Here is a 25,290-nt window from a genome sequence, read left to right on the forward strand (position 1 = left end):
TATTTGCTTGTTGTGAACAGCAATGTGGTGTATTATGCGTATATATCCTATGTATGGTATAATAATAAAATACGAAGGTGTGAAGGAGCTTGGTCTTATGTTAAAACAGGTCTTGGTGGTAGAAGGTAAATCAGATATTCAACGGGTGCAACAAGCTTTAGAGGTGGAGTGTATTGCCACGGAGGGGTTTAATTTGCGCAAGCCTGTGTTAAGCCGCATTAAAGATGCGTATGAAAAACTAGGGATTATTATTTTGACAGATCCTGACTATGCAGGTGAACGGATTCGTCGGTTTTTAACGAAGCGCTTTCCACTGGCTCAGCATGCATTTGTGCCACGAGAGGAAGCGTATGCCAATGATGATATAGGAATTGAACAAGCTAGCCCTGAGTCTATACGTAAGGCATTAGAGGTACTGCATATTGAATCTATGGAATCATCAGAGTTATTTACGATGCAAGATTTGGTCCAATATGATTTAAGTGGAGGTTCGAGTAGTGCTGCTATGAGGGCTCGTATAGGTGCTAAACTTGGCATAGGTTATGGAAATGGGAAGCAATTTTTATATCGGTTAAATCATTATGGCATTAGTAGAGCGGCTTTCTTTGCAGCTCTTTCAGAAGACGAAAACAAATAGTAGGAGAATTCATGATAGAATCAGTCATTGCAAGTCCAGAGGTTGTGCATTATATATGCAAACGATTTGGCATTCAAATGAGTAAAAAATTAGGGCAGAACTTCTTGATTAAGCGCACCGTGGTCGACAAAATCGTACAGGCTGCAGAACTTGACGCAGGGGATGCTGTCTTAGAGGTAGGACCGGGGATTGGAACCTTGACGCAAGGTTTGGCACAAAGTGGGGCTAATGTTACCTCTGTAGAGCTAGATAGACGTTTGTTAGAGGTGTTAGACACAACTCTAGAGGCATACGATAATGTGCGCATTATTCATGGGGACGTATTGAAAGTTAATATTCCTGAATTGATGGACCATAAGCCATTCAAAGTAGTAGCGAATTTACCATACTATATTACAACGCCAATCATTATGTCCTTGCTAGAGTCTAAATTGCCTATCGAACGATTAGTTGTGATGGTGCAAAAAGAAGTAGCAGAGCGCATGATTGCCAAACCAGGTACAAAAATGTATGGCGCCTTATCGGTGGCTGTACAATATTATACAGATCCATATATTGTCATGGATGTACCACCGAAGGCATTTTTGCCGGCTCCTGAGGTAACAAGTGCAGTCATTTGCTGTCCATTGCGTAACGAGCCACCTGTGAAAGTCCATAGTGAAGCTTACTTCTTCCGTGCTGTGAAAGCTGGCTTTGCACAACGTCGAAAAACGTTTAGCAATACGATGAAGACGACTGGTCTCAGTAAGGAGAAAATTGAAGCCATTTTAGCAAAAGCGAGTATTGATGGATCTCGTCGTGGAGAGACATTTACATTAGACGAATTTGCTCTCATTGGCAATGCGTGGTATGAACTGGACCAAGAAGATAAATAAATACATATGAAAAAGGATTCTGCAACATCTGTTGTAGAATCCTTTTTCGTTTAGGGTAGTTTATATGCACGAGTTGATTAAATCAATTTTGCCATAAATGTAATTAAGAATGCATTAGTAAAGTCGATAAGGAACGCCCCTACTAAGGATACGACTAACCATGCTTTTGGAGATGGTCCGTATTTAGAAGCTAAGGATAACATGTTTACCAACGCATTTGGTGTAGCACCTAGACCGAAACCAATAGCACCAGCACCTAACATAACAGAATCGTAGTTGCGTTTGAACAGCCAGTAGATTAAATATGCAAAGATAGTAATCAACACCATTTGTGCAGCTAAGATAGCCATTAATGGTAAGGCTAGATCTACTAATTGTGCTAATTTTAAACTATTAATAGCCATAGTAACGAAGATACTCAAAGATACATTTGATACCGCATCAAGAGCAGCACTATTAATAGTAATATGACCAGTAAAGTCAGCATAGTTACGAATGCAAGCACCAACAATCATAGCACCAATATAGGCTGGTAATGGGCCAAATACAGAAGATAGAGCTGCGCTCACTAATGTGCCAAGACCTAGAGAAATACCTACGAAAGCGATGACATGCATTAAGGATTGTAAGTCAAATAATTTACTTTCAGAGTCAGATTCGTTAATATCGATACCATCAGCTTCTAATAATTCAGGATGATCTACAGGAGTAGGGACATTGTGCATTTTGATGATGCGGTCGCCTACAGGAGCACCTAGCAATGTACCGGCCACCATACCAAATGTAGCGGCAGCAATCGCAGCAGAAGCTACACCAGGGACACCAGTGAGTTCTTCAAAGTGAGGACCGAACGCGCCTGCTGTGCCAAGTCCACCCATCATGGAAACAGAACCTGCCATGATGCCGAAGATCGGTTCAATACCCATAGCTTTGGCAATCATGATACCGGCACCATTTTGGAAGACAATCCAAATGGTACACACAATCCAGAAGAAGATAATGGCAACGCCACCTTTTTTTAAGACGTTAAGACTTGCCATAAGGCCGATAGTAGTAAAGAAAGCTAACATCAAGAATGATTGCAAGGCACCATCGAAGACAATATTAACAACTTTATAATAGGATAAAAAGGCACATAAGAATGCAAATGGTAAACCACCTACAGCAGGTGCAGGCATGCTGACACGTTGTAAGAAGGTGGAATGTTTTTTTATAAATTCACCTAAATACAATGTGACAATAGCTAAGGCTACCGTTTGAATCATAGACAGTTTCAATGTCCAGATTCCATTGACTAAACTCAAGTCTATTAGACCTTTCATAGTATAACCCCCTTTGGTATAAGAATCTTGTTAGAATAAACTTATAGTCCTATCATAGCATGAAAATGAGGCACTCGTCATATGTTATTTTTCAGGTTTATAGCCATTAATGTAGTGATAACATAAGGTGTCCCATAATAGGGTATCAATAAAATTGCGCACAACTCAACTAATAATTCTATAGAATGTAGAAAAATAAAGCATTTATAGTTATGAGGAAGCAGTGCATGATGTATACACAGATATAGATAAATTACAATTTGTAATAAATAAAATGCAAAATAGATATAATTGGGGATTGTTTATATATGTATTGAAATAGAAAATAGATACTATATTGTCTATCTATATCATGGTATCGTATTGATATAGATGTACAGGATGAGTAACAATTTGCATGCAGAATACTATTTGTGTCATAGTAATAAAGATATCTTGAACAATTTATGAAAAAAACACTGATAAATTAGACGAACTGTGGTACTATAGTACGTGTACTTTTTTGAAGAGTATTGGAAAGATCCATGTGGATATAAAGTTATAAACGTACTAGTATGCGAGGTTACTGTGAAAAAAACACTAATAATTATATTAGGTAGTATGATATGTATTGGATTGTATCTAGGTATACAATACCAGCGTTCTTTGAATTATAAGGCGACAGGAGTACCTGTGTTAAATTATCATCGGGTTGATTCAGATATCAGACATTCTTTGGTAGTCCCTCCGGAAGAATTTAAAAAGCAAATGCAATATCTTCATGATGAGGGATACCATACGATTACATTAGATGATTTATATGAGTATGTAACGAATGGTAAAGCGCTGCCAGATAAACCTGTATTGATTACCTTTGATGATGGATACATAGATAATTACAATGAGGCCTTTCCCATTTTAAAAGAATATAATTTTAAGGCTACTTTGTTTATGATTACTAGTTCTATTGGCGAGAATAGATTTATGAATCTACCTCAATTGAAAGAAATGCAAGCCAATGGCATTGATATTCAAAGCCATACGGTAAATCATAAAGACTTGCGGGATATGTCATTAGATAATGCAAGAGATGAACTAATTAGCTCTAAAGCGATTTTAGAGGATCGTATTGGTCATCAAGTTCGCTATATAGCGTACCCAGGAGGCTTTGCGAATAAGGATATTGATAGAATCGCACAAGAAAGTGGATACAGAATGGCCTTTACAGTACAGGCTGGAAATGTAGAGCCAGGGCAAGATCTCTATAAATTGCCACGAGAAGCAGTATTTTTCAATGATACACCATTTGAAAATTTCTGGATTCGCCTCCATTATCCATGGGAAAATGCATTCTTGTGGAAGATTCATGATACATTGTTAGAGTGGAACATGAAGGGATTGGCGGATTTGTTGCCATTATTTTAACAATAAGTGTTCATTACTTATATATCGGTATATTAAAAACCTAGATGATGAGGACCATCATCTAGGTTTTTTATTATGTATGCAATTACGCTTCAATATTCGGCGTGTGCAAGAATGTTATATCTGGATTACGTTCTACCACCCAACCCATTTGCCATTCGTTAGAAATTAATACAACCAAGCGGCCACGATTATCCTTTACAATCATAGCATTATCCATACCTTTAAGACTGTTAACATCAACCTCGCCATCGATCCAGCGAGCTACACCATATGGTAGGGAATTATTGACTAAATCGACACCATATTCGTGTTTGAGACGATATTGTAGTACTTCAAATTGAAGCATACCAACAGCACCCACCACAAAGGAGTCCATAGAGTATAGTGGTTCAAAGATTTGTACAGCACCTTCTTGTGCTAATTGCGTCATTCCTTTTAGGAACTGTTTACGCTTCATAGAATCTTTTGGTGTAACACGGGCAAAAAACTCAGGTGGGAATACAGGGAAATCGCTGAAAGTCACTTTGTGATTCGCAGCACATAGAGTATCACCTACACCCATGGTACCAGCATCGAAGACACCGATAATATCGCCAGGGAAGGCTTCATCGATAATCGTACGCTCTGTAGCTAAGAATTGTTGTGGTTGAGACAAACGTAACGTTTTACCAGATTGTTGGTGAAGTACATTCATGCCTTTTTCAAACTTACCGGAACAAATACGCATGAACACAATGCGGTCATGGTGATTTGGATTCATATTGGCTTGGATTTTAAACACGAAGGCAGAGAAGTCTTCAGAGGTAGGTTCCACAGTTTCTTCACGAGCCGTACGAGGAGCTGGCATTGGTGCCAGTTCCAAGAATTTCTCAAGGAATGGTTTAACCCCAAAGTTTGTCATGGCAGAACCGAAGAACATCGGTGTTAATTCACCAGCTTTTACTTTTTCTAAATCAAATGCATCACCAGCCACGTCGAGAAGTTCAATGTCATCGATTAAGGATTGATGCACCTCTTCTCCTAATAGCTCACGGAATGCTGGGTCGTGTACATCGCCTTTTGTAGAAGCCAGTTTCTTTTGACCATGGGATTCATCTTTTTCGAACAGTTCTACAGTGTTCGTTTCCCGGTCGTATACACCTTGGTATTCACCGTTGATGCCTACAGGCCAGTTCATAGGGACAGCACGGATACCAAGAGAGTTTTCAATTTCTTCCATCAAATCAAATGGATTGCGACCGAAGTGGTCAATTTTGTTGACGAAGGTAAAGATAGGAATCCCACGTTCTTTACAAACAGCAAATAACTTTTTCGTTTGTGCTTCCACACCTTTCGCTACGTCAATCAACATGACAGCGCTATCTGCTGCCATTAAGGTACGGTATGTATCTTCAGAGAAGTCTTGGTGACCAGGGGTATCCAGAATGTTCACACGATGACCATCGTAATCGAATTGCAATACAGAACTCGTCACAGAAATACCACGTTGCTTTTCAATTTCCATCCAGTCAGATACGGCATATTTTTGTGTTTTTCTAGACTTAACAGAACCTGCCAAATGGATAGCACCACCGTATAGCAATAGTTTTTCCGTCAATGTTGTTTTACCCGCATCTGGGTGAGAAATGATGGCGAACGTTCGGCGCCGGGTTACTTCTTCTAAAAATGTCATAATTCACCTCTATTAATACATGTGCATGTTATATACTTTCATATCCTTAAAATTATATACTATTTGAGCCCTTCCTGTATAGGAGAGGATAGTGAAAGTTGGAAAACGGACCGTATCTATAGGAATGTTTTGTGCGATAACACTCTAATGATATATGTCATGAGTAGCATTGGTAGGAAATTTTAAAGGACTATACAAGATAGAGGGAGAATAATTAGAGTAGATTTTTACTTATTTGGTACAATATGTAGTATAATAAAAACTAAATGTAAAAAAGCTTCTTGGTAATAGATCATAGTAGGAAGAGGGAGCATATGCGTTTATTTATTGCAGAAAAACCGAGTGTAGGCCGAGAGTTGAGTTTAGTCTTGCCTAACCCACAGAGTGCAAAGCGGCGTGATGGATATATCGAACAAGGTGAGAATGTCATTACCTGGGCCTTTGGGCATATGTTAGAGCAGGTAGAACCAGCAGAATATGACGAAAAATATAAATATTGGAACTTTAACGCATTGCCAATACTGCCAGATACATGGAAATTGAAAGTTAAAAAGGATAGTGCGAAACAATTTAAAGTGATTAGCCAGCTTATGCAAAAGGCAACAACGATTGTGAATGCAGGTGACCCAGACAGGGAAGGACAGTTGCTGATTGATGAAATGTTGGATTACTTGGGTAACACAAAACCAGTGCAACGAATTTTATTAAACGCCTTAGATGAAAAATCGATGCGGTATGCGTTAGACCATTTAGAAGATAATAAGAAGTTTCGCCATCTTAGAGATTCTGCATTAGCTAGATCTAGAGCAGATTGGTTGATGGGGATGAATTTATCGCGTGCCTATACACTAGAACAACAGCATTTGGGTCGACGAGTTACGTTTCCTATAGGGCGAGTGAAAACGCCAACGTTAGCCTTGGTAGTGCGCCGTGAACGAGAGTTACAGAACTTTGTACCTGTAGAATATTATGTATTACAAATACAATATGCTCATGAAAAAGGAGCATTTTGGGCTACTTGGAAACCGAAAGACACACAAATAGGCTTAGATCCAGATGGACATATGTTGGAGGAAGCTGTCGTTACGTCTTTGCGCGATCGATTAATGGGAGAGCCACAAGGCTTAGTCACACTTGTAGAAAAGAAAAAGAAAAAAGAAGGACAGCGATTGCCGTATTCTTTATCTTCTTTACAAATTGTGGCGGGAAAATTATTTAATTATACGCCACAAGAAGTACTAGATATTGCGCAAAAACTATACGAAAAGAAATATACTTCCTACCCTCGGTCGGATTGTGAATACTTGCCAGTAAATCAGCTTTCAGATGGGCAGACAATTCTATCAAATTTGATTACAATGGGGCACAAAGAATTAGGGGAATGGGCAAAAGGAGGAACTCCAAGTATTAAGAGTCGTGCTTGGAATGATAAAAAAGTTACCGCCCATCACGCTATTATTCCTACGACTGTACGATGCCCGTATCATACGTTGTCAAAACAGGAGCAGAATATTTACTTTTTAATTGCCCAAGCATATATAGCGCAGTTTTACCCAGAACATGTATATGAACAAACACGTATTGAAGTGACACATCAAGAGGAATTATTTACCGCATCAGGACGTGTAGTGATAGACTTAGGCTGGAAAGCGTTGTATAAAAAAACAAAATCCTCTGAGGAGACAGAAGAAGACCAAGAAGAAGCCTCATTGCCGGCTGTGAAAAAAGGAAACTCTGTAACAGCGCAGGATAGTAAGGTGGATCAACGTAAAACGAAGCCACCTAGCCGCTTTACGTCGGCCACATTAGTTCAGGCAATGAAAGAGATTCACAAATATGTGAAACAGGAAGAGTTAAAAAAACAACTAAAGGATGTGTCTGGTATTGGTACAGAAGCGACACGGGCTACGATTATTGGAGAGTTAGTGAGTCGCAAATTCCTCAAGGAAGAGGGAAAAAAGAAAACCTTGATACCTACAGAGGAAGCCTATGCATTAGTGGATGCTTTGCCAGATAACTTGTTGTATCCAGACTCCACAGCGATTTGGGAAGAACGATTAGCTCAGATGAGCGAGGGGAAAGAAAAACTAGATGTGTTTTTGCAAGATCAATCTAAATTCATAGTGGAACTAATTGATTTTGTAAAGGATCGTGTGGGGCATACACCGAAAACAGATATGGTGCACAGTGCAAATAAAAGAGCTGGTACACAGCGCCGAATAGGGGCGACGGCACAACGTACAGGCCGCAGTTGTCCGAAGTGTAAGACTGGTGACATGTTGCTACGTAAAGGTCCGTATGGAGAGTTTTATGGATGTTCTAATTTTCCCAAATGTAAACATACGGAACAAATCGCTGTAAAAGGAGAATCAGCTAGAGGTTCTACTCCTAGTGTTTCAAATATAGAGGGAAACAGGGGAAACTTTGAAACTTCAGGAACGATATTGGATGACACACACAAAGAGTATACTTGTCCGCGATGCAAAAAAGGATACTTAGTCCAATACGAACAGAAACCAGAACCTATTTGGAAGTGCAGCGAGGGTAGTTCTTGTCGTACGAGTTGCGCCGATGTGGAGGGAAAACCAGCAATCTATGCGCATAGGAAATGATCTATATTTGTTGTATTAGATGGATAGTCACTAACAAATTATATAATCTAGATAATAAAAAAGAGGAATGTTGATACGATGTGTTCAACATTCCTTTTTTAGTATGTGTGTATGTGTGTATAGAGTCTGCTGCTAGTAAGTAACAGAACTATCTTTTTTTGCGTCCGCCACTACTAGAGCCACTGGATTTAGCGCGGCGCACACGAGTGTTGGCGCCTTTATGTCCGCGAGCTTTATGAGCTTTTGCTTTTGTAGCTTGGTAGGTACTTTTAATTTTAGGCTTCTTGTTAGTAGTTTCTTTCTTAGGTGCTAAGCCAGAGCCTTTAGTTTTTACTTGACCATCTTTTGTATATTTCGTTAACGTAGCTTGGATAGAGCGTTCAATACGACGTACCCAAATTTCTTCTGCTGGTGTAGCAAAGGTAACAGCTACCCCTGTGGAACCCGCACGACCAGTACGGCCGATGCGATGGATATAATAGTCCATATCATGGGGTACATCAAAATTGTACACATGGCTAACGCCTTCGATATCGATGCCACGGGCTGCAATATCGGTAGCTACTAAAATAGGTGGATTGCCTTTTGCGAACTCTTTTAGTACCTGTGTTCGACGACCTTGTGTCATATCGCCATGAATTTCACCTAGTGTTACACCTTTTCGAGCTAAATCATAAGCCAGTTTTATAGCGCCCTCTTTTGTATTACAGAATACGATGGCAAGGTATGGATTGTCTGCTTCTAACATAGCTACAAGGCGGTTTACTTTGTCTTGTTCTTCCATCATGTATACTTTTTGTTCAATCGTATCAAGCGTAACATTCTCTCCTTGTACTGTAACAGATGTTGGTTTTTGCATGTAAGCTTTCGCTAAGTTTCGGATTTTGTCTGGAATGGTAGCGGAGAACATCAATAATTGACGTTTACCGTCAGTGCCACTGATCAATTTTTCAATATCTGGTAAAAACCCCATGTGAAGCATTTGGTCAGCTTCGTCTAATACAACGCGGCGGATAGAGTTTAAATGTAAAGTGCCACGATTGACGTGATCTAATAGACGACCAGGAGTGCCGATGATAACATGAGGGCGACGACCTAACTTTTGAAGTTGTCCTTCAATAGTTTTGCCACCAATAAGAGGTAGTACATCTACGCCTAAGATGGCTCCTAAATGTCGAGCTTCCTCCGCAATTTGTTGGATAAGCTCACGAGTGGGGGCGATGATGAGTGCTTGCTCTTGTTGTACATCTGTATGGATACGTTGTAATAACGGTAATAGGAAAGCTAGGGTTTTTCCCGTTCCTGTTTGTGCTTTTGCAATGACATCTTGCCCCTTGAAGATGAGGGGGATGGATTTTTCTTGGATTGGTGTAGGTTGTTTTACGCCTACCTTTTGTAATGCTTGTATCAGCTCAGGCACAATGCCTAAGGATTGAAATGATTTCATAGTGTATCTCCGTTTCTAAATGACTTAATGGTTATATTATATCATACTTCTAGCTAGGTGGACTTGTGAAAGTTCTTTCACAGAGGAAAGCAATACTATGAAATAGATGGTCTAGTTGTATATAAATGGGGACCAGTCAAGAGAAGTAAGCCACAGAATACGCTATAAAATATAAGGTTTAGAGAATAGATAATGAGAAACATATAGTTTATATATCATTATTCTTTGTACAATGAAATTGATAATAATTAAAAGGCATACAGAGTATACACCTATAGAATAATGCATTCATTAAGTATGGCACTTGATAAAAATAGATTTATAATTTCACAAAAAGATAAAAATAAAATGAGATTAATTGTTGATTATCTCTTATAATGTGCTATAATATAAGTATTATTCATATAACTATATATGATAGGTTTGGTTGTTATGTTTTGTATGTAGGAGGTGTAGTATGGTTAAGAAACTATCCGAGATGAAACCAGGTGAAGTTGGTACTGTAGTAGCTATCAATGGAGCTGGTAACATCAAGCATCGTTTAGTAGATATGGGTGTCGTACCTGGTACAGCGGTGCGCGTGATGAAGTATGCGCCATTGGCAGATCCAGTGGAAATCAAAGTGAAAAACTTTGAGTTATCACTTCGCGTAAGTGAAGCACAAATGATTGATATTGAAGTCCAATAAAAGGAGATGCTAAGATGGCAGACAACACACATGCCAAGATTGAGGTTGCTTTAGCCGGTAACCCTAACTGTGGTAAAACAAGTTTATTTAACAATATGACGGGGGCCCGTCAACACGTAGGTAACTACGCAGGTGTTACAGTAGAGAAAAAAGTTGGGGAAGCGAAAATTGATGGTCATGACATTGAAATCATCGACTTACCAGGTACATACTCCTTAACAGCACGTTCTCTCGATGAATTGGCAGCACGTAATGTTATCATCAATGAAAATCCAGAATTGATTGCCAATGTAGTGGATGCGTCCAATCTAGAACGTAACCTGTACTTAACAGCACAATTAATTGAACTAGAACAACCATTGCTACTTGTTTTGAACATGGTAGACGTGGCAAAAGAAATGGGTTTACAGTTCAATAATAAAAAATTAGAAGAATTAACAGGTTCCACAGTAGTAGAAACTATCGGCCGTTCCAATAAAGGGACAGAGGGTGCGCTACGTGGTATCGTGAAAGTATCTAAAGAACGCAAAATTCCTAACGTACGCGTTAACTATGGTGACGTATTGGAACCAGCTATCGCGGAATTAGAAGCCGAAGTAGCGAAACTTGACACTGGTCGTTATCCACATCGTTGGGTAGCTATCAAATTGTTAGAACAAGATACGGATATCCTAGAAAAAGTACAAGAATTAGACAAATCTGGTGCCGTGTTGAGCAAAGCAGAAGCATTGCATACAGAATTGAATAAATCTGTAGACATGGATATCGTGTTCCAAGAATACCGTCACCGTTTTGCAGTAGACGTATTCAATAACGTACTAGAAGTAGTGCCTGAACATAAAGATACCAAATCCGACAATATCGATAAAATCTTAACGAATCGTTGGTTAGGGATTCCTATCTTCTTATGCATCATGTGGGTTATGTTCTACTTAGTTATCAACATAGCAGAATATCCTAAAGGATGGTTGGAAAGTGCTTTCAAACTATTAACCGACTTTATCGGAGCTAACATGGATGACGGATTGTTAAAATCTTTGCTTAATGATGGTATTATCGGTGGTGTAGGGGCTGTTATTAGCTTTATCCCACACATCGTTCTATTATTCGTATCGATTTCCTTCTTAGAAGATACTGGTTACATGGCTCGTGCGGCATTTGTTATCGACCGCGTGATGCGTGGCGTAGGTTTACATGGTAAATCTTTCATCCCTATGTTATTGGGCTTTGGTTGTAACGTACCATCCATCATGGGTGCTCGTATCCTTGACAACCCAAGAGACCGTATGATTACGATCTTAGTATCTCCATTTATGAGTTGTAGTGCTCGTTTACCAGTATATACATTATTAGCATCAGCATTCTTCCCACCAGAAGATGCACCAACGATCTTGTTAGGTATCTATACATTGGGTATCGTCGTAGCTGTTGTAACTGCAAAAGTACTTCGTACGTATGTATTTAAAGGTGAAGCAGAACCATTCGTAATGGAAATGCCTCCATACCATATGCCAACACTTCGTTCTGTAGGCATTCATATGTGGGAACGTTCCGTGATGTACCTTAAAAAAGCAGGTACATTCATCTTGGCAGCATCCATCCTTATTTGGTTCTTAACATCCTTCCCACAAGATGTAGAATACTCTCAAGACTATGATGCAGCTCGTGAACAAGTGACAATGACACATGCTCAGATGGCAGATGAGATTTTAGTGAATGCTATGTTGGTAACAGAAGAACAACAAGCAGAGGCGAATGATATCTTAGGTCAAATGCTTGCTTTAGACGAAGAGCATAAAAATGACCCGCCAGCTGAAGAGGAAGAAGCTACAGCAGAAGAAGCAACTCAAGATGGTGCAGAAGCAACTGTAGAAGAACCTGCATACTTCGAAGAATTAAAAGCTGACGAGTTATATCCAGTGGCTTGGACTTTATATGTAAACCATAAAGCAGAAGAAGATGAAATCAAAGAATTAGATCTTCAACAAGGTAAAGAAAAAATTGAACAATCCTATGCAGCGTCCTTAGGTCGTTTCATTCAACCTGTGATGGAACCACTTGGATTTAACTGGCGTGTGAACATTGCCGTAATAGCCGCAGTAGCAGCGAAAGAAGTAATGGTAAGTACATTAGGTACTATTTACGCGATCGAAGCAAGTGATGTAGATTCTAAATCCTTGGAAGAATTCTTGTCTACTGATCCAGACTTCAACCCAGCCATCGGTTTAGGCTTGATGGTATTCGCCTTGCTATATTTACCATGCTTGGCCACTATGGCTGTATTAAAACGTGAAACTGACTCCTGGAAATGGTTCGGTGCCGTATTTGCTTACACTAGTATCCTAGCTTGGGTAGGTGCATACATAGCAGTTCATATTGGTCGTGCCTTGGGATTGGGCTAATCAATATTGATAGTAAATAAATAATATAATTGAGATTGAGAAAAATTTTATTTCAAAAATTCACTGATATTATGCAGTTTGTTACATTCGCAAAATAATTTTCAAAAAGTACTTGAAAATGAGAAGGAGATAGTGTATACTATGGATAGTGTTATTGTATACGCAATTGGTTTACTAGCTGTTCTCTATGTTGCATACCGAGTATATAAAAGCGCAACAAGCGCAGGCGGTTGTGGCGGCGGATGCGGTGGTGGATGTGGTTCTTCCTCCGAATCCGAATCCGAAGCAGGGTGCGGTTGTGGCTGTGGTGGTCACGAAGAGCAAGAAGTAAAGTAACTAATTCTATACCATAAGTTTGGTAAGAGGGACTCCGATAACACGAGCCCCTCTTATCTTTATAATTTTTAATTGTATTATATTATCATGTATTAATGTGACAGAGTTCACAGAAAGGAACTAACAATGTTCAACGTAAAAAAAGAAACTTTAAGAGATGCTAATGTATTCGCAGCTGGTTTAGCTTTAGGCACAGTAGGTTTAAAAGTATTAACTTCTAAAGATGCTCGTAAAGTATATGCTAACGTAGTAGCAGCTGGTATCCGTGCAAAAGATAGCATCTTAAGAACAACTGAAAAATTACAAGCTTCCACAGGTAGCATCTTGGCAGAAGCACAAGAAATCAATGCAACTCGCGATGAAGAAGTATTAGAAGAAGGTAAATAATACATGATGCAATTTAAAGTATTGCAACGTTTGTCTCGTCGTCTTCATGTGCGTATCGAAGGTCGTAAATTTAATGATGCACAAGCTCAATATATCGAAGATACATTGATGAAATCTGATGCTATCAATAAAGTAAACTTCTTTACGCGTTCTGGGGATGTGATCATCCAACATACAGGTGATGAAAGTACAGTACGGGCAGCATTGTTTTCTTTGCAAGATTTAGATTTAGCTAATGCGCCAGCACTCCATGAACTTTCTCCTCGCCTTGTGAACAAACGTTACAAAGAGGAAATGATCGATAAAACATTATTGTATATCGGTAAAAAACTTGTTTTGCCAGCACCTATTGCAGCAGCATGGTCTTGGTTTGATGGTATCAAGTTCATTGGTACAGCGATTAAAACATTATGGAAACGCAAGCTCACTGTAGAAGTATTAGATGGCGTAGCTATTGGTGCAGCCTTATTACAAAAAGATTACTCTACAGCGGGCGCTGTGATGTACTTATTGGGCATCGGTGAAATCTTAGAAGAGTGGACATTGCGTAAATCCGTTCTTAACTTGGCAGAAAGTATGTCCTTAAACGTAGATAAAGTTTGGGTACTTGTAGATGGCGTAGAAGTGAGCAAACCAATCGGTGACGTACAAGTTGGCGATATCGTAGTGGTTCGTCAAGGTGAAGTAGTACCATTGGATGGTCAAGTAGTAGATGGCGTTGTTCTTGTCAACGAAAGCTCTATGACGGGAGAACCTGAACCTGTTCGTCGTGATGCGGGCACTTCTGTATATGCAGGTACTGTCGTAGAAGAAGGCCAATGTTCCTTTGAAGTACGTACTACATGCAAACACACTCGTTTCGAGCAAATCGTAAACTTGATCGAAGAATCTGAACAAATGAAATCTGGTATGGAACAAAAAGCATATCGTATGGCAGATAAATTAGTACCAGTGAGTTTCTTAGGTGCGTTTGCAACCTTTGCATTAACTCGCAACTTGATGAAAGCTTTATCTTTCGTTATGGTAGATTTCTCCTGCGCATTGAAATTGTCCATTCCGTTGGCAGTATTATCCGCTATGCAAGAAGCATCTAATCGTGGTATCACCGTAAAAGGTGGTAAATTCTTGGAACGTATTGCAGAAGCAGATATGATTGTCTTTGATAAAACAGGTACGTTAACAAAAGCAGAACCTGTATTCCAAGAAATTATTCCTTTCAATGGCAATGATGCAGATGAAATGTTGACATTAGCAGCGTGTTTAGAAGAACATTTCCCACACTCTATGGCGAAAGCTGTTGTGAATGCAGCAAAAGATCATCATTTGCCGCATAAAGAAATGCACTCTAAAGTAGAATATGTTGTGGCTCACGGTATTGCTTCTAAAGTGGGTAACCGTAAAGTACGTATCGGTAGCCATCACTTCATTTTTGAAGATGAAAAAACAACGATTCCAGAAGGTGAAGAAGCTAAAATTGAAAAGCTTCCAGAAGGTTGTTCCTATTTATACTTAGCGATTTCCAATGTCCTATCTGCGGTTATTTGTATCAAAGACCCAGTACGTGAAGAAGCAAAGGATGTTATCCGTGAACTTCATGAGTTAGGCGTGAAGAAAATCGTTATGATGACTGGTGATAGCCGTAAAAATGCTGAGCGCGTAGCAGCAGAAATTGGTATTGATGAAGTGCATGCAGAAGTAATGCCGACAGATAAAGCTGATTACGTTCGTAAAGCAAAAGAAGAAGGATACACAGTGATGATGGTCGGGGATGGTATCAATGATTCCCTAGCATTATCCGAGGCGCATGTAGGTATTGGTATGAATGAAGGTGCACCAATTGCACAAAAAATTGCCAATGTGACAGTGTCTAGTGATAACCTATCTGCTATCGTAGATTTACGTCGTATTTCTATGAAGTTAATGGATCGTATTAAGATCAACTATAACTCCATCGTAGGTGTGAATGGTGGCCTTGTGGGATTGGGCGTGTTAGGTGTAATGCCTCCTAGCTCTACTGCATGGATCCACAACTTGTTTACATTAGGTGTGGGTATGTATAGCATGACTCCACTACTGGAAAAACCAAAAACAACTGATGATGACTGCATTGAAGTCGAAGCAGTTGTGGCATAATAACAAAAAGCATCCGCAAGGGTGCTTTTTTGTTTTCAAAAATGAAATAGTATATGTATTTATAAGATGGCCGATGTTTGATATACTATAGGTAAAGATACTATGAGTTTAGAAAGGAATAGGTATGTCAACAGTTCAAGATGTGGTGCGGCGCACCTTATATATGAGTATATTTTTTATATTGATTCCCCTAGGAGCGTACACAATTCATACAGGCATGAGTGCCATGGTGGCAGGGGTGAGCTATGGGATATTATCCCTGTTCATTCCTATCTTTTACTTGCGTTCTAGTGAAAGTGGATTTGGTCCTAAGGCTCGTAGAATACCGATTTGTGTGTACGTGTTAGCTTGGGCACTAGTACAAGGTGGTACATTCTTGGTGTTTAACAACTTAGATTTATCTTGGTTGTGGAACTTATCTACTATTGGTCGTGATGTGGTGTTTGCCATCATCATGTATTGCCAAGTGACATTGTCTTTGGTATTGGCATTAGCAGGTGGAAAGAATACAGAGGTGTAATATGAGAAGTTATATAAAATTTTATGGATGGTCCCTATTGTGGATTATTCCGTTAAGTCTAGTGTTTAGTTTAGGCCAATTTGATACAGCTAGCATCATTATGTTTACCATATCTTCATTAGCCATTCCATTAACGCTGAAATCAGTACCTCGATTGGCAAGCCAATTTGATTTTGAGTTGGGTAAAGGTCATTATGTATATGCATGGATATGGTGGAATTTCTTTTTCTTCTTTGGAAATGGTATTTTGCCATTCACATTACCACAAGACCCATTGATGATTATAGCTGCATGGATTCTAACGATGATCATCGTGGTAGCGCTTATATTAGCCACAGCTCGTGCGTTAGATGTATGGATGCAACGCAAAGAGCGTCATTATTTTATCGATACAGTCTTGAATATTTCCACTTATGCATTACCATTGCCATTATTGTTTTTAGGCGATGTTATGTATTTGAACTTAGCCGATCCACGGATACTAGCATCATTGGATGCACAAGGATATGTAGGACTTATTGCGAGCTTGTATATTGGCGTATTAGCACTAATTATTACGACTGTCGGTAGTATGGTTTTATACTTATATCCACGCCGTACATCCTTGTGGCCGCGTGTCACTGCCATCGTAGTGATGGCTGTGTGGTGGGTGGCAACCAATGCACACATCCTATTCGGTGGATACATTCCAGATATTGTGAAAGTCTGGGCAGGGAAAGCATTGCCAGCGTTTACAGGCAGTCCACTAGTGTATATTACTCCAGCAGTATTTGAAATCTGTGCCATTGCACTAAGCGTGGCTATTGGGTTGGGAATTGAAAAGTTGTGGTTGTCAAAGCAAGGTGAAGCTCAAGATACATAATTAAAGAAAAGATATTATATAGTTGTTTTGATATTTTCAAAGTAAAAAAATCTATACAGAGTAAAAGAGGATGTAATCAGCATGCCGCCAAACTGCGCATGTTATTACATCCTTTTTATGATTAGCTATTAGAAATGTATCGTTTAGTACCAGCGTGTTAATGGTAATGTATTGTTAATGCATTTTGTCATCAGAATTTGATGCAAATCCATGTTGCCAATATAAAATCCAACGGCACAACCACATAGGTATAAATCCCACATACGTACAAATTCAGTGCCCCGTACTTTTTCTACTTGGTCACGAACACCTTGGAAATTATTGTACCAATACATCAATGTTTTGTAATAGTGAAAGCGTAAATTTTCCACATCCAGAACATTCATATCATATTCGTAGGCAAGACCAATGATTTCTCTTAGGGAAGGCAAGGATCCACCAGGGAAGATGTATTTACGAATCCATGCACTGGTTTCTTTTTCCGCTGGATCACTGATGTAATGAAGTAAAAATAAACCTCCTTCTTTTAGCATGGAAGATGCATCCTCCATGTATATAGGTAAATTAGGGCGACCTACATGTTCTAACATGCCTACACTTACCATGCGATCGAACTGACGGCCAGAGGCAGCTACATCGCGATAGTCTATTAGATCGATTTCCACTTGACCTTCAAGACCAAATTGTTTAATTCGTTCTTGACCTTTTTTCCATTGCTCCTCAGACAATGTACAGCCATAGCCTTTGACTCCATATTTTAGAGCGGCTTCGATGAGAAGGAATCCCCAGCCGCAACCAATATCGAGAAGTGTCATACCTTCTTGTAAGTGTAATTTATCAAGAATGTGATGTACTTTTTGATATTGTGCGACTTCCAGGCTGTCATTTTCATGTTTGAAATAGGCACAGGAATAACTCATAGTTTCATCAAGCCATAAACTATAGAAATCATTTCCTAAATCATAATGGGAAGATACTTGTTGTTTTTGGTCTTTCTTTCTAAGTCCCATATTAAATAGGGAACTAAGCACTTTTTTGTTAATAGAGTCTTTGTTAACATGACCTAATACGACGCAAAGAGCTTTGAATAAATCTCCTTCAATTTCTATATCTTTGCGCATGTATGCTTCACCTAATGCCAATTCGGCGGATACCAATATATCTTTTTTAGGGATATCTTTATTGACAATAATTGTAAATTCGGGATTACCTTCCCCAATTGTATATTTTTTATCGCCAACTTTTACAACAAAACAATGATCATTGAAACGTTCCAAATAGTGTACTAAAAAAGTATCAAAGAGTTTAGAAAACATAAGTAAGTCCTTTCTTGTTATTATGCACAATATACAGTATATGCAGCGGCTAGGCATGTATTTTAATCATTTAGCTAATCACACATATTACAAAGTATAGGTTTACATATCAAATATATATAAGTTTAAAAGAAATAGCCATTGATTTTGTGGGCTTCTTTCATAATCATATGTATTTAATATGAATAGATAAACCTAATGAAGCTATTATATACCATTTATACAGAAAATAAATTATATACATAAAAAAATGTATTGTGCAGATAGATTTAAGGATCTTATTATAAATTAATAGCGGATATATGATATAATAATTAATTCATTGAAATTTTATTAAATATTTCAATTTTTTTGTAATTAAAATCACAATATGTAATTGACATAGATGCTATTTTGTACTACTCTATACGAGGAACTAAACTACATAGTCTGTATCACTATGAACAGAACTAAGTTCCTATTTTTTATTTATTGGTTCGACTTATATCCTGAGGGAATAAGAACGGAGGAAAACATGGAAAAAGAATCAGCAGTATTACAAACACGGTCAGCACAAAAATTCACTGTTCGTCAATTGACAATCATTGGTTTATTGGCGGGAATTACGATTGTCCTAGGTATGACAGGATGGGGATTTGTGCCGATTCCACCAATCAGTGCAACGATTCTACATATCCCAACCATTTTAGGTGGTGTTGTAGAAGGTCCTAAGGTAGGTATGGCAGTAGGATTTTTATTCGGTGTCTATAGTATGGTGCAAGCATATATAGCGCCTAATGTATTATCCTTTGCATTTATGAATCCAATCATCTCTGTATTGCCTAGAATGCTCATTGGCTTAGTAGCTGCATTAGTATATCTATACTTGCCAATTAAGGTAAAAGCTATTCGTATTGGCTTGGCTGCATTTTTAGGAACAGCAACAAATACAATTTTAGTTATGTCTGGAATTTATGCTATTTATGGGGTAGAATTTGCTAAAGCTACTCATATCCCAGAAGAAACTGTACTGAAAGCGGTCATGGCTATTGTGTGGTCTCATGGCATTCCAGAAGCCTTATTAGCAGTGGCAGTTGTAACTCCAGTGGCAATTGCGGTTATTAGAAAATTTAAATGATAATGATATTGAGTGTATAGACTGCTCATGCATTCAAGCACGGATTTTTTAAATCGTATATAATCAAGAAGTGATTAAATAAACCTGGTCACTTCTTGTTTTTTATATTGGGAAGGAGTATACTCATGAATTGGAAAAAACGATTGACCTATTTTGTGCTAGGAGCTACAGTAGTGGCTACTGCAGTTGGTATTGCAGGATGTGGAAGCGACACAAAACAAGCTGCTTCATCTGATAAAATGAAAGTTGTTACAACGGTGTTCCCTGTGTACGATGTGGCGAAACAAGTGGGGGGAGATAAAGTAGATGTAACTTTATTAGTGCCTCCAGGAGCAGAGCCTCATGATTGGGATCCGACTGCACAAGATTTAAAAGAAATCGGTACAGCTAAAGTGTTCTTATATAGTGGTGCTGGTCTAGAGCCAACAGAAAAGATTTTAGCTCCAGATGTGTTGCAAAAAGCACAACCTGTTGAATTATCTAAATCTGTAACATTATTACCAGCTCCAGATGAAGATGAAGACGAACATGATCATGACCATGATAAAGATCACGATCATGATAAGGACCACAAGGAAGACAAAGACGACCATGATAAAGCACAAGCAGAAGATAAGCATGAACACGAACATGAGCATGGCGAGTTTGACCCACATGTGTGGTTAGATCCTATGAACGTAGCAAAAGAAGTTGATGCAGTGGTAGAAGCATTCTCTAAAGCAGACCCTGCTAATGCGAAATACTATGAAGCTAACGGCAAAGCATACAAAGAAAAATTACAAGCTTTACACGGTAAATATGAAGAGTTTGGTAACAAACAACATGACAAACATTTAGTAGTTAGCCATATGGCATTTGGTTACTTAGCTAAAGCATACGGCTTTGAACAATTAGGTATCATGGGTGTATCTCCAGATGCAGAACCAACACCAGAACGCATGGCTGATATTGTGGCGTTCATCAAAGAACATAATGTAAAAGCAATCTTCAGTGAAGAATTGGTAAGCCCTAAATTGGCTAATGCTATCGCTGCTGAAACTGGTGTAAAAGTGTATGTATTGAACCCAGCGGAAGGTTTAACTGAAGAACAAACACAAAAAGGTACCACATACTTAGATATTATGGAAGAAAACCTTAAAGTGTTACAAGAAGCGTTAGGACAATAATTATTCCTGTTATATAAGTGATTTATCTTGCTTACATTGGCATTAAATGATACTATAGTATAGTAAGTTTGTGCTTAGGAGGAATGAAGATGTCTAAACGTATTCGTACAATTAACACTGAATCCCTACAAAAAACTGCTAAAACAGGCGGCTGCGGCGAATGTCAAACATCTTGCCAATCTGCTTGCAAAACTAGCTGTACAGTAGGCAACCAAGTGTGCAAACAAAAATAATCATTCGATTAGCAATAAGCTGTTCACCATATGGTGGGCAGCTTATTTGCTTTATATTACTTCTAGGATTATACTAAACGTGTTACTATAAAACGTACAAAGACCCCCTAGATATACCAGATCTAGGGGGATTCTGTATGCTAACCTTTTATATCTTTAGCTTGTCTAAATTATAATATCTGTACTTCAAAAGTACAATTTTTTGCATACTATAATTTTAGAAAAAGTATACCCTATATTGATAGCTTTCTATACGTCATAGGCATAAAGTGATATAATACAAATTAGACTTTAGTAAGTTAATGGAGGTATGAATGTTAGAATTACAACCGATGATTCATAAATTTAAAATGAAAGATAAGTTCTTTCTATTGGATGTAAATAGTGGAATTATCCATGTGATCGATGAGCTCATTGATCGTGTATTAGATATCTATAACGGCACAAACCGTGATGCTGTACATAGTGCGTTAGATGCTACAGAGGATGCAGTGGAGTTAGATGAAATTATGGATGAGTTAGATGAACTCATCAAAGAGGAAATGCTCTTTGCTCCTATGTCTGCAGAGTTCAAACTAGTGGTAGATGAAAAACCAATTGTAAAAGCTCTTTGTTTAAATATTGCTCATGATTGCAACTTAGCTTGTAAATATTGTTTTGCCAGCCAAGGTGATTACGGCGGAGTGAAACGTGAATTGATGAGCTTTGATGTAGCGAAGCGTGCCGTAGATTTCTTGATTTCCATGAGCGGTCCACGTCAACATTGTGAAATTGATTTCTTTGGTGGCGAACCATTATTAAACTGGGAAGTTGTGAAACAAACCGTAGAATATATTGAATCCATTCAAGAGGAACATGGGAAAATCTTTAAATTAACGTTGACCACCAACGGCATGTTGTTGACGCAAGATAAAATTGACTATGTGAATGAACATGACATGAGCTTAGTACTTTCCTTAGATGGCCGTGAAGATGTGCATAATAGCATGCGCCCAAGCTCTGGTGGTAAAGACACTTACAATACAGTAGCGAAGAACCTAGTGAATGCTGTTAAACAACGTGACGGTCGTGAATATTATGTACGTGGTACCTATACACATAATAACTTGGACTTCTGTAAAGACGTAGAGGCTATGTCCGATTTGGGTTTTGAACATTTGTCTATGGAACCAGTGGTTGGCGAAGATGGGGCTTATGTGTTACGTCCTGAGGATATGCCAATCATCGAAAAAGAATATGAAAAATTGGCAGGCCTATATTTAGAACGTCAATTGGCTGGTTGGGGTGAGAAATTTAATTTCTTCCACTTCCGAATGGATTTATACCGTGGACCATGTATGGCAAAACGTTTGCGTGGTTGTGGAGCTGGTCATGAGTATATGGCTGTCGTACCAAATGGAGATATTTACCCATGTCACCAATATGTAGGTAAAGATGGCTATGTGATTGGTACAGTCTTTGATGGTTTAAAAAACTACGACATACCGACACAGTTTAGAAATACTCACGTATTTACGAAAGAAACCTGTGCCAACTGTTGGGCGAAATTCTTCTGCTCCGGCGGTTGCCATGCGAACAATGAAACATTAGGTGGAGACCTTAGCACACCATATGAATTAGGATGTAAATTACAGAAAAAACGTATTGAATGTGCTATCATGATTCAAGCTGAACTAGATGCAGCGGGGATCCGACAAGAAAATCACTAAAATTATATAACTGAAGGGAGGCGGGTTCTATGAAGGCATACACCATACATGTTATAGGCATTGTACAGGGCATAGGATTCCGCCCCTTTGTGTCTAAACTAGCCCATGAATTAGGAATTGTGGGCACAGTGAGAAATGACACAAGCGGTGTGGAAATACACATACAAGGTGTAGATGCAGATTGCCAACTATTTATAGAGCGATTGCAATCTGACTTGCCTATCCATGGACGCATTGATACGTTACAAGTAAAATCAACAGAAGTACAATCTTTGGATGCGTTCACGATTATCGTGTCTCAAGGGGTGAAAGGACATGCTTTTATAGGGGCAGATATAGCACCGTGCGAGGCATGCTTGCAGGATATACAAGACCCTGAGAATCGACGCTTTCACTATGGGTTTACGAATTGTACGAATTGCGGTCCTCGGTATACGATTATTGAAAGTACACCCTATGACCGTGACACAACGTCTATGAAAGTATTCCCTATGTGCGAAGACTGTCAGAAGGAATATGAGGACCTCGAAGGTCGACGGTATCATGCAGAGCCAAATGCTTGCGAGCAGTGTGGCCCCATGTTTACATTACGAGGTGCAGATGGAACGGTGTTCGCTAGTGGACAGGATGCCATAGAGCAAGCCAAAGAACATATACAAAATGGTTCTATTATAGCCTTAAAAGGCGTTGGCGGATATCATTTGGTCTGTGATGCGTTACAAGAAACAGCGGTACAAACCTTGCGCCAGCGAAAAGGGCGACCTAGAAAACCTTTAGCGATCATGGCAGGGTCCTTGGAAACAGCAAAACAGTATGTGCATATATCTAATACAGAAGAAGAGCTGTTGTTGAGCCCTGCAAGGCCTATTGTTTTGTTACGTAAAGTAAGTTTAACCTTTACTGTTAATGATGTCATGCATATAGAAACATGTGCGACTTCTGAGTGTGATACGGTTCTTAAAGAGATGACTGATATAAATCAGAAAAAATATGTTTCTAATCAAGAATATCGTAATACATTTACTAAGGTTACTATGAAGATGGCATCACAGATAACGCCAGTGGCTCCCAGTGTAGCTCCAGGTATGAAAACCCTAGGTGTTTTGTTACCCTATGCACCGTATCACTATAGCTTAGTGCCTTCTGATGCTTTGTGGGTCATGACCAGTGCCAACCGCAGTGGAGATCCTGTGCTATATGATGATGCACAAGCATTGAATGAGTTACAGGGGATATCAGATTATATATTGACTCACAATCGAGAGATAGTTTCTCCTGTGGATGATTCTGTGGTACAAGTAGTTCAGAATGAGCCTATGATGATCCGCCGTAGCCGAGGGTACGTTCCTTTGTCCATTCCTGTAGTAGCATTAGAGAAGAGTTCCACCATGTTAGCTATGGGCGCAGATATGAAAGCCTCTTTCGGTATGAATCGTGGGTCTCATGCTATCCTGAGTCCCTATATGGGAGATATGGAATATGAACGAGTACAAGACTTATTGTGGAGCACGACGAAACGCTATGAAGAGTTGTTTCAATTACAACCTACGAAGGTCATCGTGGATGCCCACCCAAATTATTATACGTCGCACTGTGGTAGAACCTATGCAGAGAAGCATCAATTACCTGTTATAGAGGTACAGCATCATCATGCTCATGTGGCAGCGGTACTGGCAGAGCGCAATGTAACAGAACCTGTTTTAGGTATTTGTTTTGATGGTACAGGATATGGAACGGATGGCACATTATGGGGCGGTGAGTTTTTATACTGCCACAAAGAACATATGGAACGAATGGTACATTTGAGCTATGCGCCTCTGCCAGGAGGTGAAGTGGCAGTACGAGAGCCGTGGCGTCAAGCGTTATGGTATGTGAATCAACTCTATCCATCAGTGGCCCCCACAGTGATAGAACAGTGGAAGAAAACACTACCTAGGGGATGGGAACTATTAGAGAAAATGATGCCTCATATGCAGATGGTACAGTCTTCTAGCGGTGGTCGTTTATTTGATGCGGTCGCATCCTTGTTAGGGGTAGGTCATGAGCATCTCTATGATGCGCACCTTGCCATCGAGTTAGAGCAACTGGCGCTTTCAGAGAAGGGCACTATCCTAGACATGAAGCTGGACGGAACGGTATTAGATACAATGAGTTTGGTTCGATCTGTGATAGAACAATTAAAAGATGGTGAAAGTGTAGCAAAAATCTCAGCAAACTTTCACAGAACTTTGATATATTATATAGGACAGATGGCAAAACGATGTTGTGAGGAACGACACATTTCGCATATTGTCTTGTGTGGAGGAGTATTCCAAAATCGCATTCTCCTAGAAGGAGTGATGCAAGAATTAGGGGAATACACAGTCCACGTGCCTACCCAAAGCCCGATGAATGATGGCGGTATCGCTTTAGGGCAATTATGGTTAGGAAGTCATAAGAATAGATAGGA

Annotated in this window: 20 protein-coding genes; 16 read left to right on the plus strand and 4 right to left on the minus strand. The window is 39.2% G+C overall.

Annotation, left to right across the window (positions count from 1 at the left end; genetic code table 11):
• The first annotated feature begins 97 nt into the window (after positions 1–97).
• The gene (gene rnmV, locus EO122_RS02035) at positions 98–637 is read left to right on the plus strand and encodes a ribonuclease M5 (protein ID WP_127009156.1); all 540 of its coding nucleotides are present in this window, start codon (positions 98–100) and stop codon (positions 635–637) included.
• Positions 638–648: 11 nt separating this feature from the next.
• Positions 649–1,512 (plus strand): 16S rRNA (adenine(1518)-N(6)/adenine(1519)-N(6))-dimethyltransferase RsmA, encoded by an 864-nt coding sequence (rsmA, locus tag EO122_RS02040; protein ID WP_127009157.1) that lies wholly within the window; start codon positions 649–651, stop codon positions 1,510–1,512.
• A gap of 77 nt (positions 1,513–1,589) precedes the next feature.
• Here the strand turns inward: rsmA and EO122_RS02045 are convergent, their stop codons facing one another.
• Positions 1,590–2,834 (minus strand): sodium/glutamate symporter, encoded by a 1,245-nt coding sequence (locus tag EO122_RS02045; protein WP_127009158.1) that lies wholly within the window; start codon positions 2,832–2,834, stop codon positions 1,590–1,592.
• Between the two features lie 672 nt (positions 2,835–3,506).
• Between EO122_RS02045 and EO122_RS02050 the strand changes: the two genes are divergently transcribed.
• Positions 3,507–4,238, plus strand: a complete 732-nt coding sequence (locus EO122_RS02050) for a polysaccharide deacetylase family protein (protein WP_164725929.1) — start codon at positions 3,507–3,509, stop codon at positions 4,236–4,238.
• An 85-nt stretch (positions 4,239–4,323) separates the two neighbouring features.
• Here the strand turns inward: EO122_RS02050 and EO122_RS02055 are convergent, their stop codons facing one another.
• Positions 4,324–5,913 carry a peptide chain release factor 3 gene (locus tag EO122_RS02055; RefSeq protein ID WP_127009160.1) on the minus strand — a complete coding sequence of 530 codons (1,590 nt, stop codon included), beginning with the start codon at positions 5,911–5,913 and terminating at the stop codon, positions 4,324–4,326.
• Positions 5,914–6,227: 314 nt separating this feature from the next.
• Here EO122_RS02055 and EO122_RS02060 point away from each other — a divergent pair, with 314 nt between their 5' ends.
• A complete protein-coding gene (locus tag EO122_RS02060) occupies positions 6,228–8,525 on the plus strand; it encodes a DNA topoisomerase 3 (protein ID WP_127009161.1) in 2,298 nt (765 codons plus the stop codon).
• 148 nt (positions 8,526–8,673) lie between these two features.
• Here the strand turns inward: EO122_RS02060 and EO122_RS02065 are convergent, their stop codons facing one another.
• Positions 8,674–9,972, minus strand: coding sequence for a DEAD/DEAH box helicase (locus tag EO122_RS02065; protein ID WP_127009162.1), 1,299 nt, complete (start codon positions 9,970–9,972; stop codon positions 8,674–8,676).
• 457 nt (positions 9,973–10,429) lie between these two features.
• On the opposite strand from EO122_RS02065, the gene EO122_RS02070 reads away from it, so the two are divergent.
• The 7 genes from EO122_RS02070 (at position 10,430) to EO122_RS02100 (ending at position 17,300) form a co-directional block, all read left to right on the plus strand.
• A complete protein-coding gene (locus EO122_RS02070; RefSeq protein ID WP_126938299.1) occupies positions 10,430–10,660 on the plus strand; it encodes a FeoA family protein in 231 nt (76 codons plus the stop codon).
• Between the two features lie 14 nt (positions 10,661–10,674).
• Positions 10,675–13,062 carry a ferrous iron transport protein B gene (gene feoB / locus EO122_RS02075; protein WP_127009163.1) on the plus strand — a complete coding sequence of 796 codons (2,388 nt, stop codon included), beginning with the start codon at positions 10,675–10,677 and terminating at the stop codon, positions 13,060–13,062.
• A gap of 141 nt (positions 13,063–13,203) precedes the next feature.
• Positions 13,204–13,398 carry a FeoB-associated Cys-rich membrane protein gene (locus tag EO122_RS02080; protein WP_127009164.1) on the plus strand — a complete coding sequence of 65 codons (195 nt, stop codon included), beginning with the start codon at positions 13,204–13,206 and terminating at the stop codon, positions 13,396–13,398.
• 126 nt (positions 13,399–13,524) lie between these two features.
• A complete protein-coding gene (locus EO122_RS02085) occupies positions 13,525–13,785 on the plus strand; it encodes a DUF6110 family protein (RefSeq protein ID WP_127009165.1) in 261 nt (86 codons plus the stop codon).
• Between the two features lie 3 nt (positions 13,786–13,788).
• The gene (locus EO122_RS02090; protein WP_127009166.1) at positions 13,789–15,918 is read left to right on the plus strand and encodes a heavy metal translocating P-type ATPase; all 2,130 of its coding nucleotides are present in this window, start codon (positions 13,789–13,791) and stop codon (positions 15,916–15,918) included.
• Between the two features lie 124 nt (positions 15,919–16,042).
• Positions 16,043–16,438 carry a hypothetical protein gene (locus EO122_RS02095; RefSeq protein WP_126938294.1) on the plus strand — a complete coding sequence of 132 codons (396 nt, stop codon included), beginning with the start codon at positions 16,043–16,045 and terminating at the stop codon, positions 16,436–16,438.
• 1 nt (position 16,439) lies between these two features.
• Positions 16,440–17,300 carry a hypothetical protein gene (locus EO122_RS02100; RefSeq protein WP_127009167.1) on the plus strand — a complete coding sequence of 287 codons (861 nt, stop codon included), beginning with the start codon at positions 16,440–16,442 and terminating at the stop codon, positions 17,298–17,300.
• A gap of 143 nt (positions 17,301–17,443) precedes the next feature.
• On the opposite strand, the gene EO122_RS02105 is transcribed toward EO122_RS02100, so the two are convergent.
• A complete protein-coding gene (locus EO122_RS02105) occupies positions 17,444–18,616 on the minus strand; it encodes a class I SAM-dependent methyltransferase (protein ID WP_127009168.1) in 1,173 nt (390 codons plus the stop codon).
• Positions 18,617–19,130: 514 nt separating this feature from the next.
• Between EO122_RS02105 and EO122_RS02110 the strand changes: the two genes are divergently transcribed.
• From EO122_RS02110 to EO122_RS02130, 5 genes are all read left to right on the plus strand, one after another.
• Positions 19,131–19,733, plus strand: coding sequence for an ECF transporter S component (locus EO122_RS02110; protein ID WP_127009169.1), 603 nt, complete (start codon positions 19,131–19,133; stop codon positions 19,731–19,733).
• Positions 19,734–19,858: 125 nt separating this feature from the next.
• Complete coding sequence (locus EO122_RS02115) at positions 19,859–20,899, plus strand: metal ABC transporter solute-binding protein, Zn/Mn family (protein WP_127009170.1); 1,041 nt, start codon at positions 19,859–19,861, stop codon at positions 20,897–20,899.
• 89 nt (positions 20,900–20,988) lie between these two features.
• Positions 20,989–21,132, plus strand: coding sequence for a six-cysteine ranthipeptide SCIFF (scfA, locus tag EO122_RS02120; RefSeq protein ID WP_009353042.1), 144 nt, complete (start codon positions 20,989–20,991; stop codon positions 21,130–21,132).
• Positions 21,133–21,446: 314 nt separating this feature from the next.
• Complete coding sequence (gene scfB / locus EO122_RS02125; protein ID WP_127009171.1) at positions 21,447–22,841, plus strand: thioether cross-link-forming SCIFF peptide maturase; 1,395 nt, start codon at positions 21,447–21,449, stop codon at positions 22,839–22,841.
• Between the two features lie 29 nt (positions 22,842–22,870).
• Positions 22,871–25,288, plus strand: coding sequence for a carbamoyltransferase HypF (locus tag EO122_RS02130; protein ID WP_127009172.1), 2,418 nt, complete (start codon positions 22,871–22,873; stop codon positions 25,286–25,288).
• Positions 25,289–25,290: the final 2 nt, after the last annotated feature.

This window comes from Veillonella sp. CHU110 (genome assembly GCF_003992255.1).
Lineage (GTDB): Bacteria > Bacillota > Negativicutes > Veillonellales > Veillonellaceae > F0422.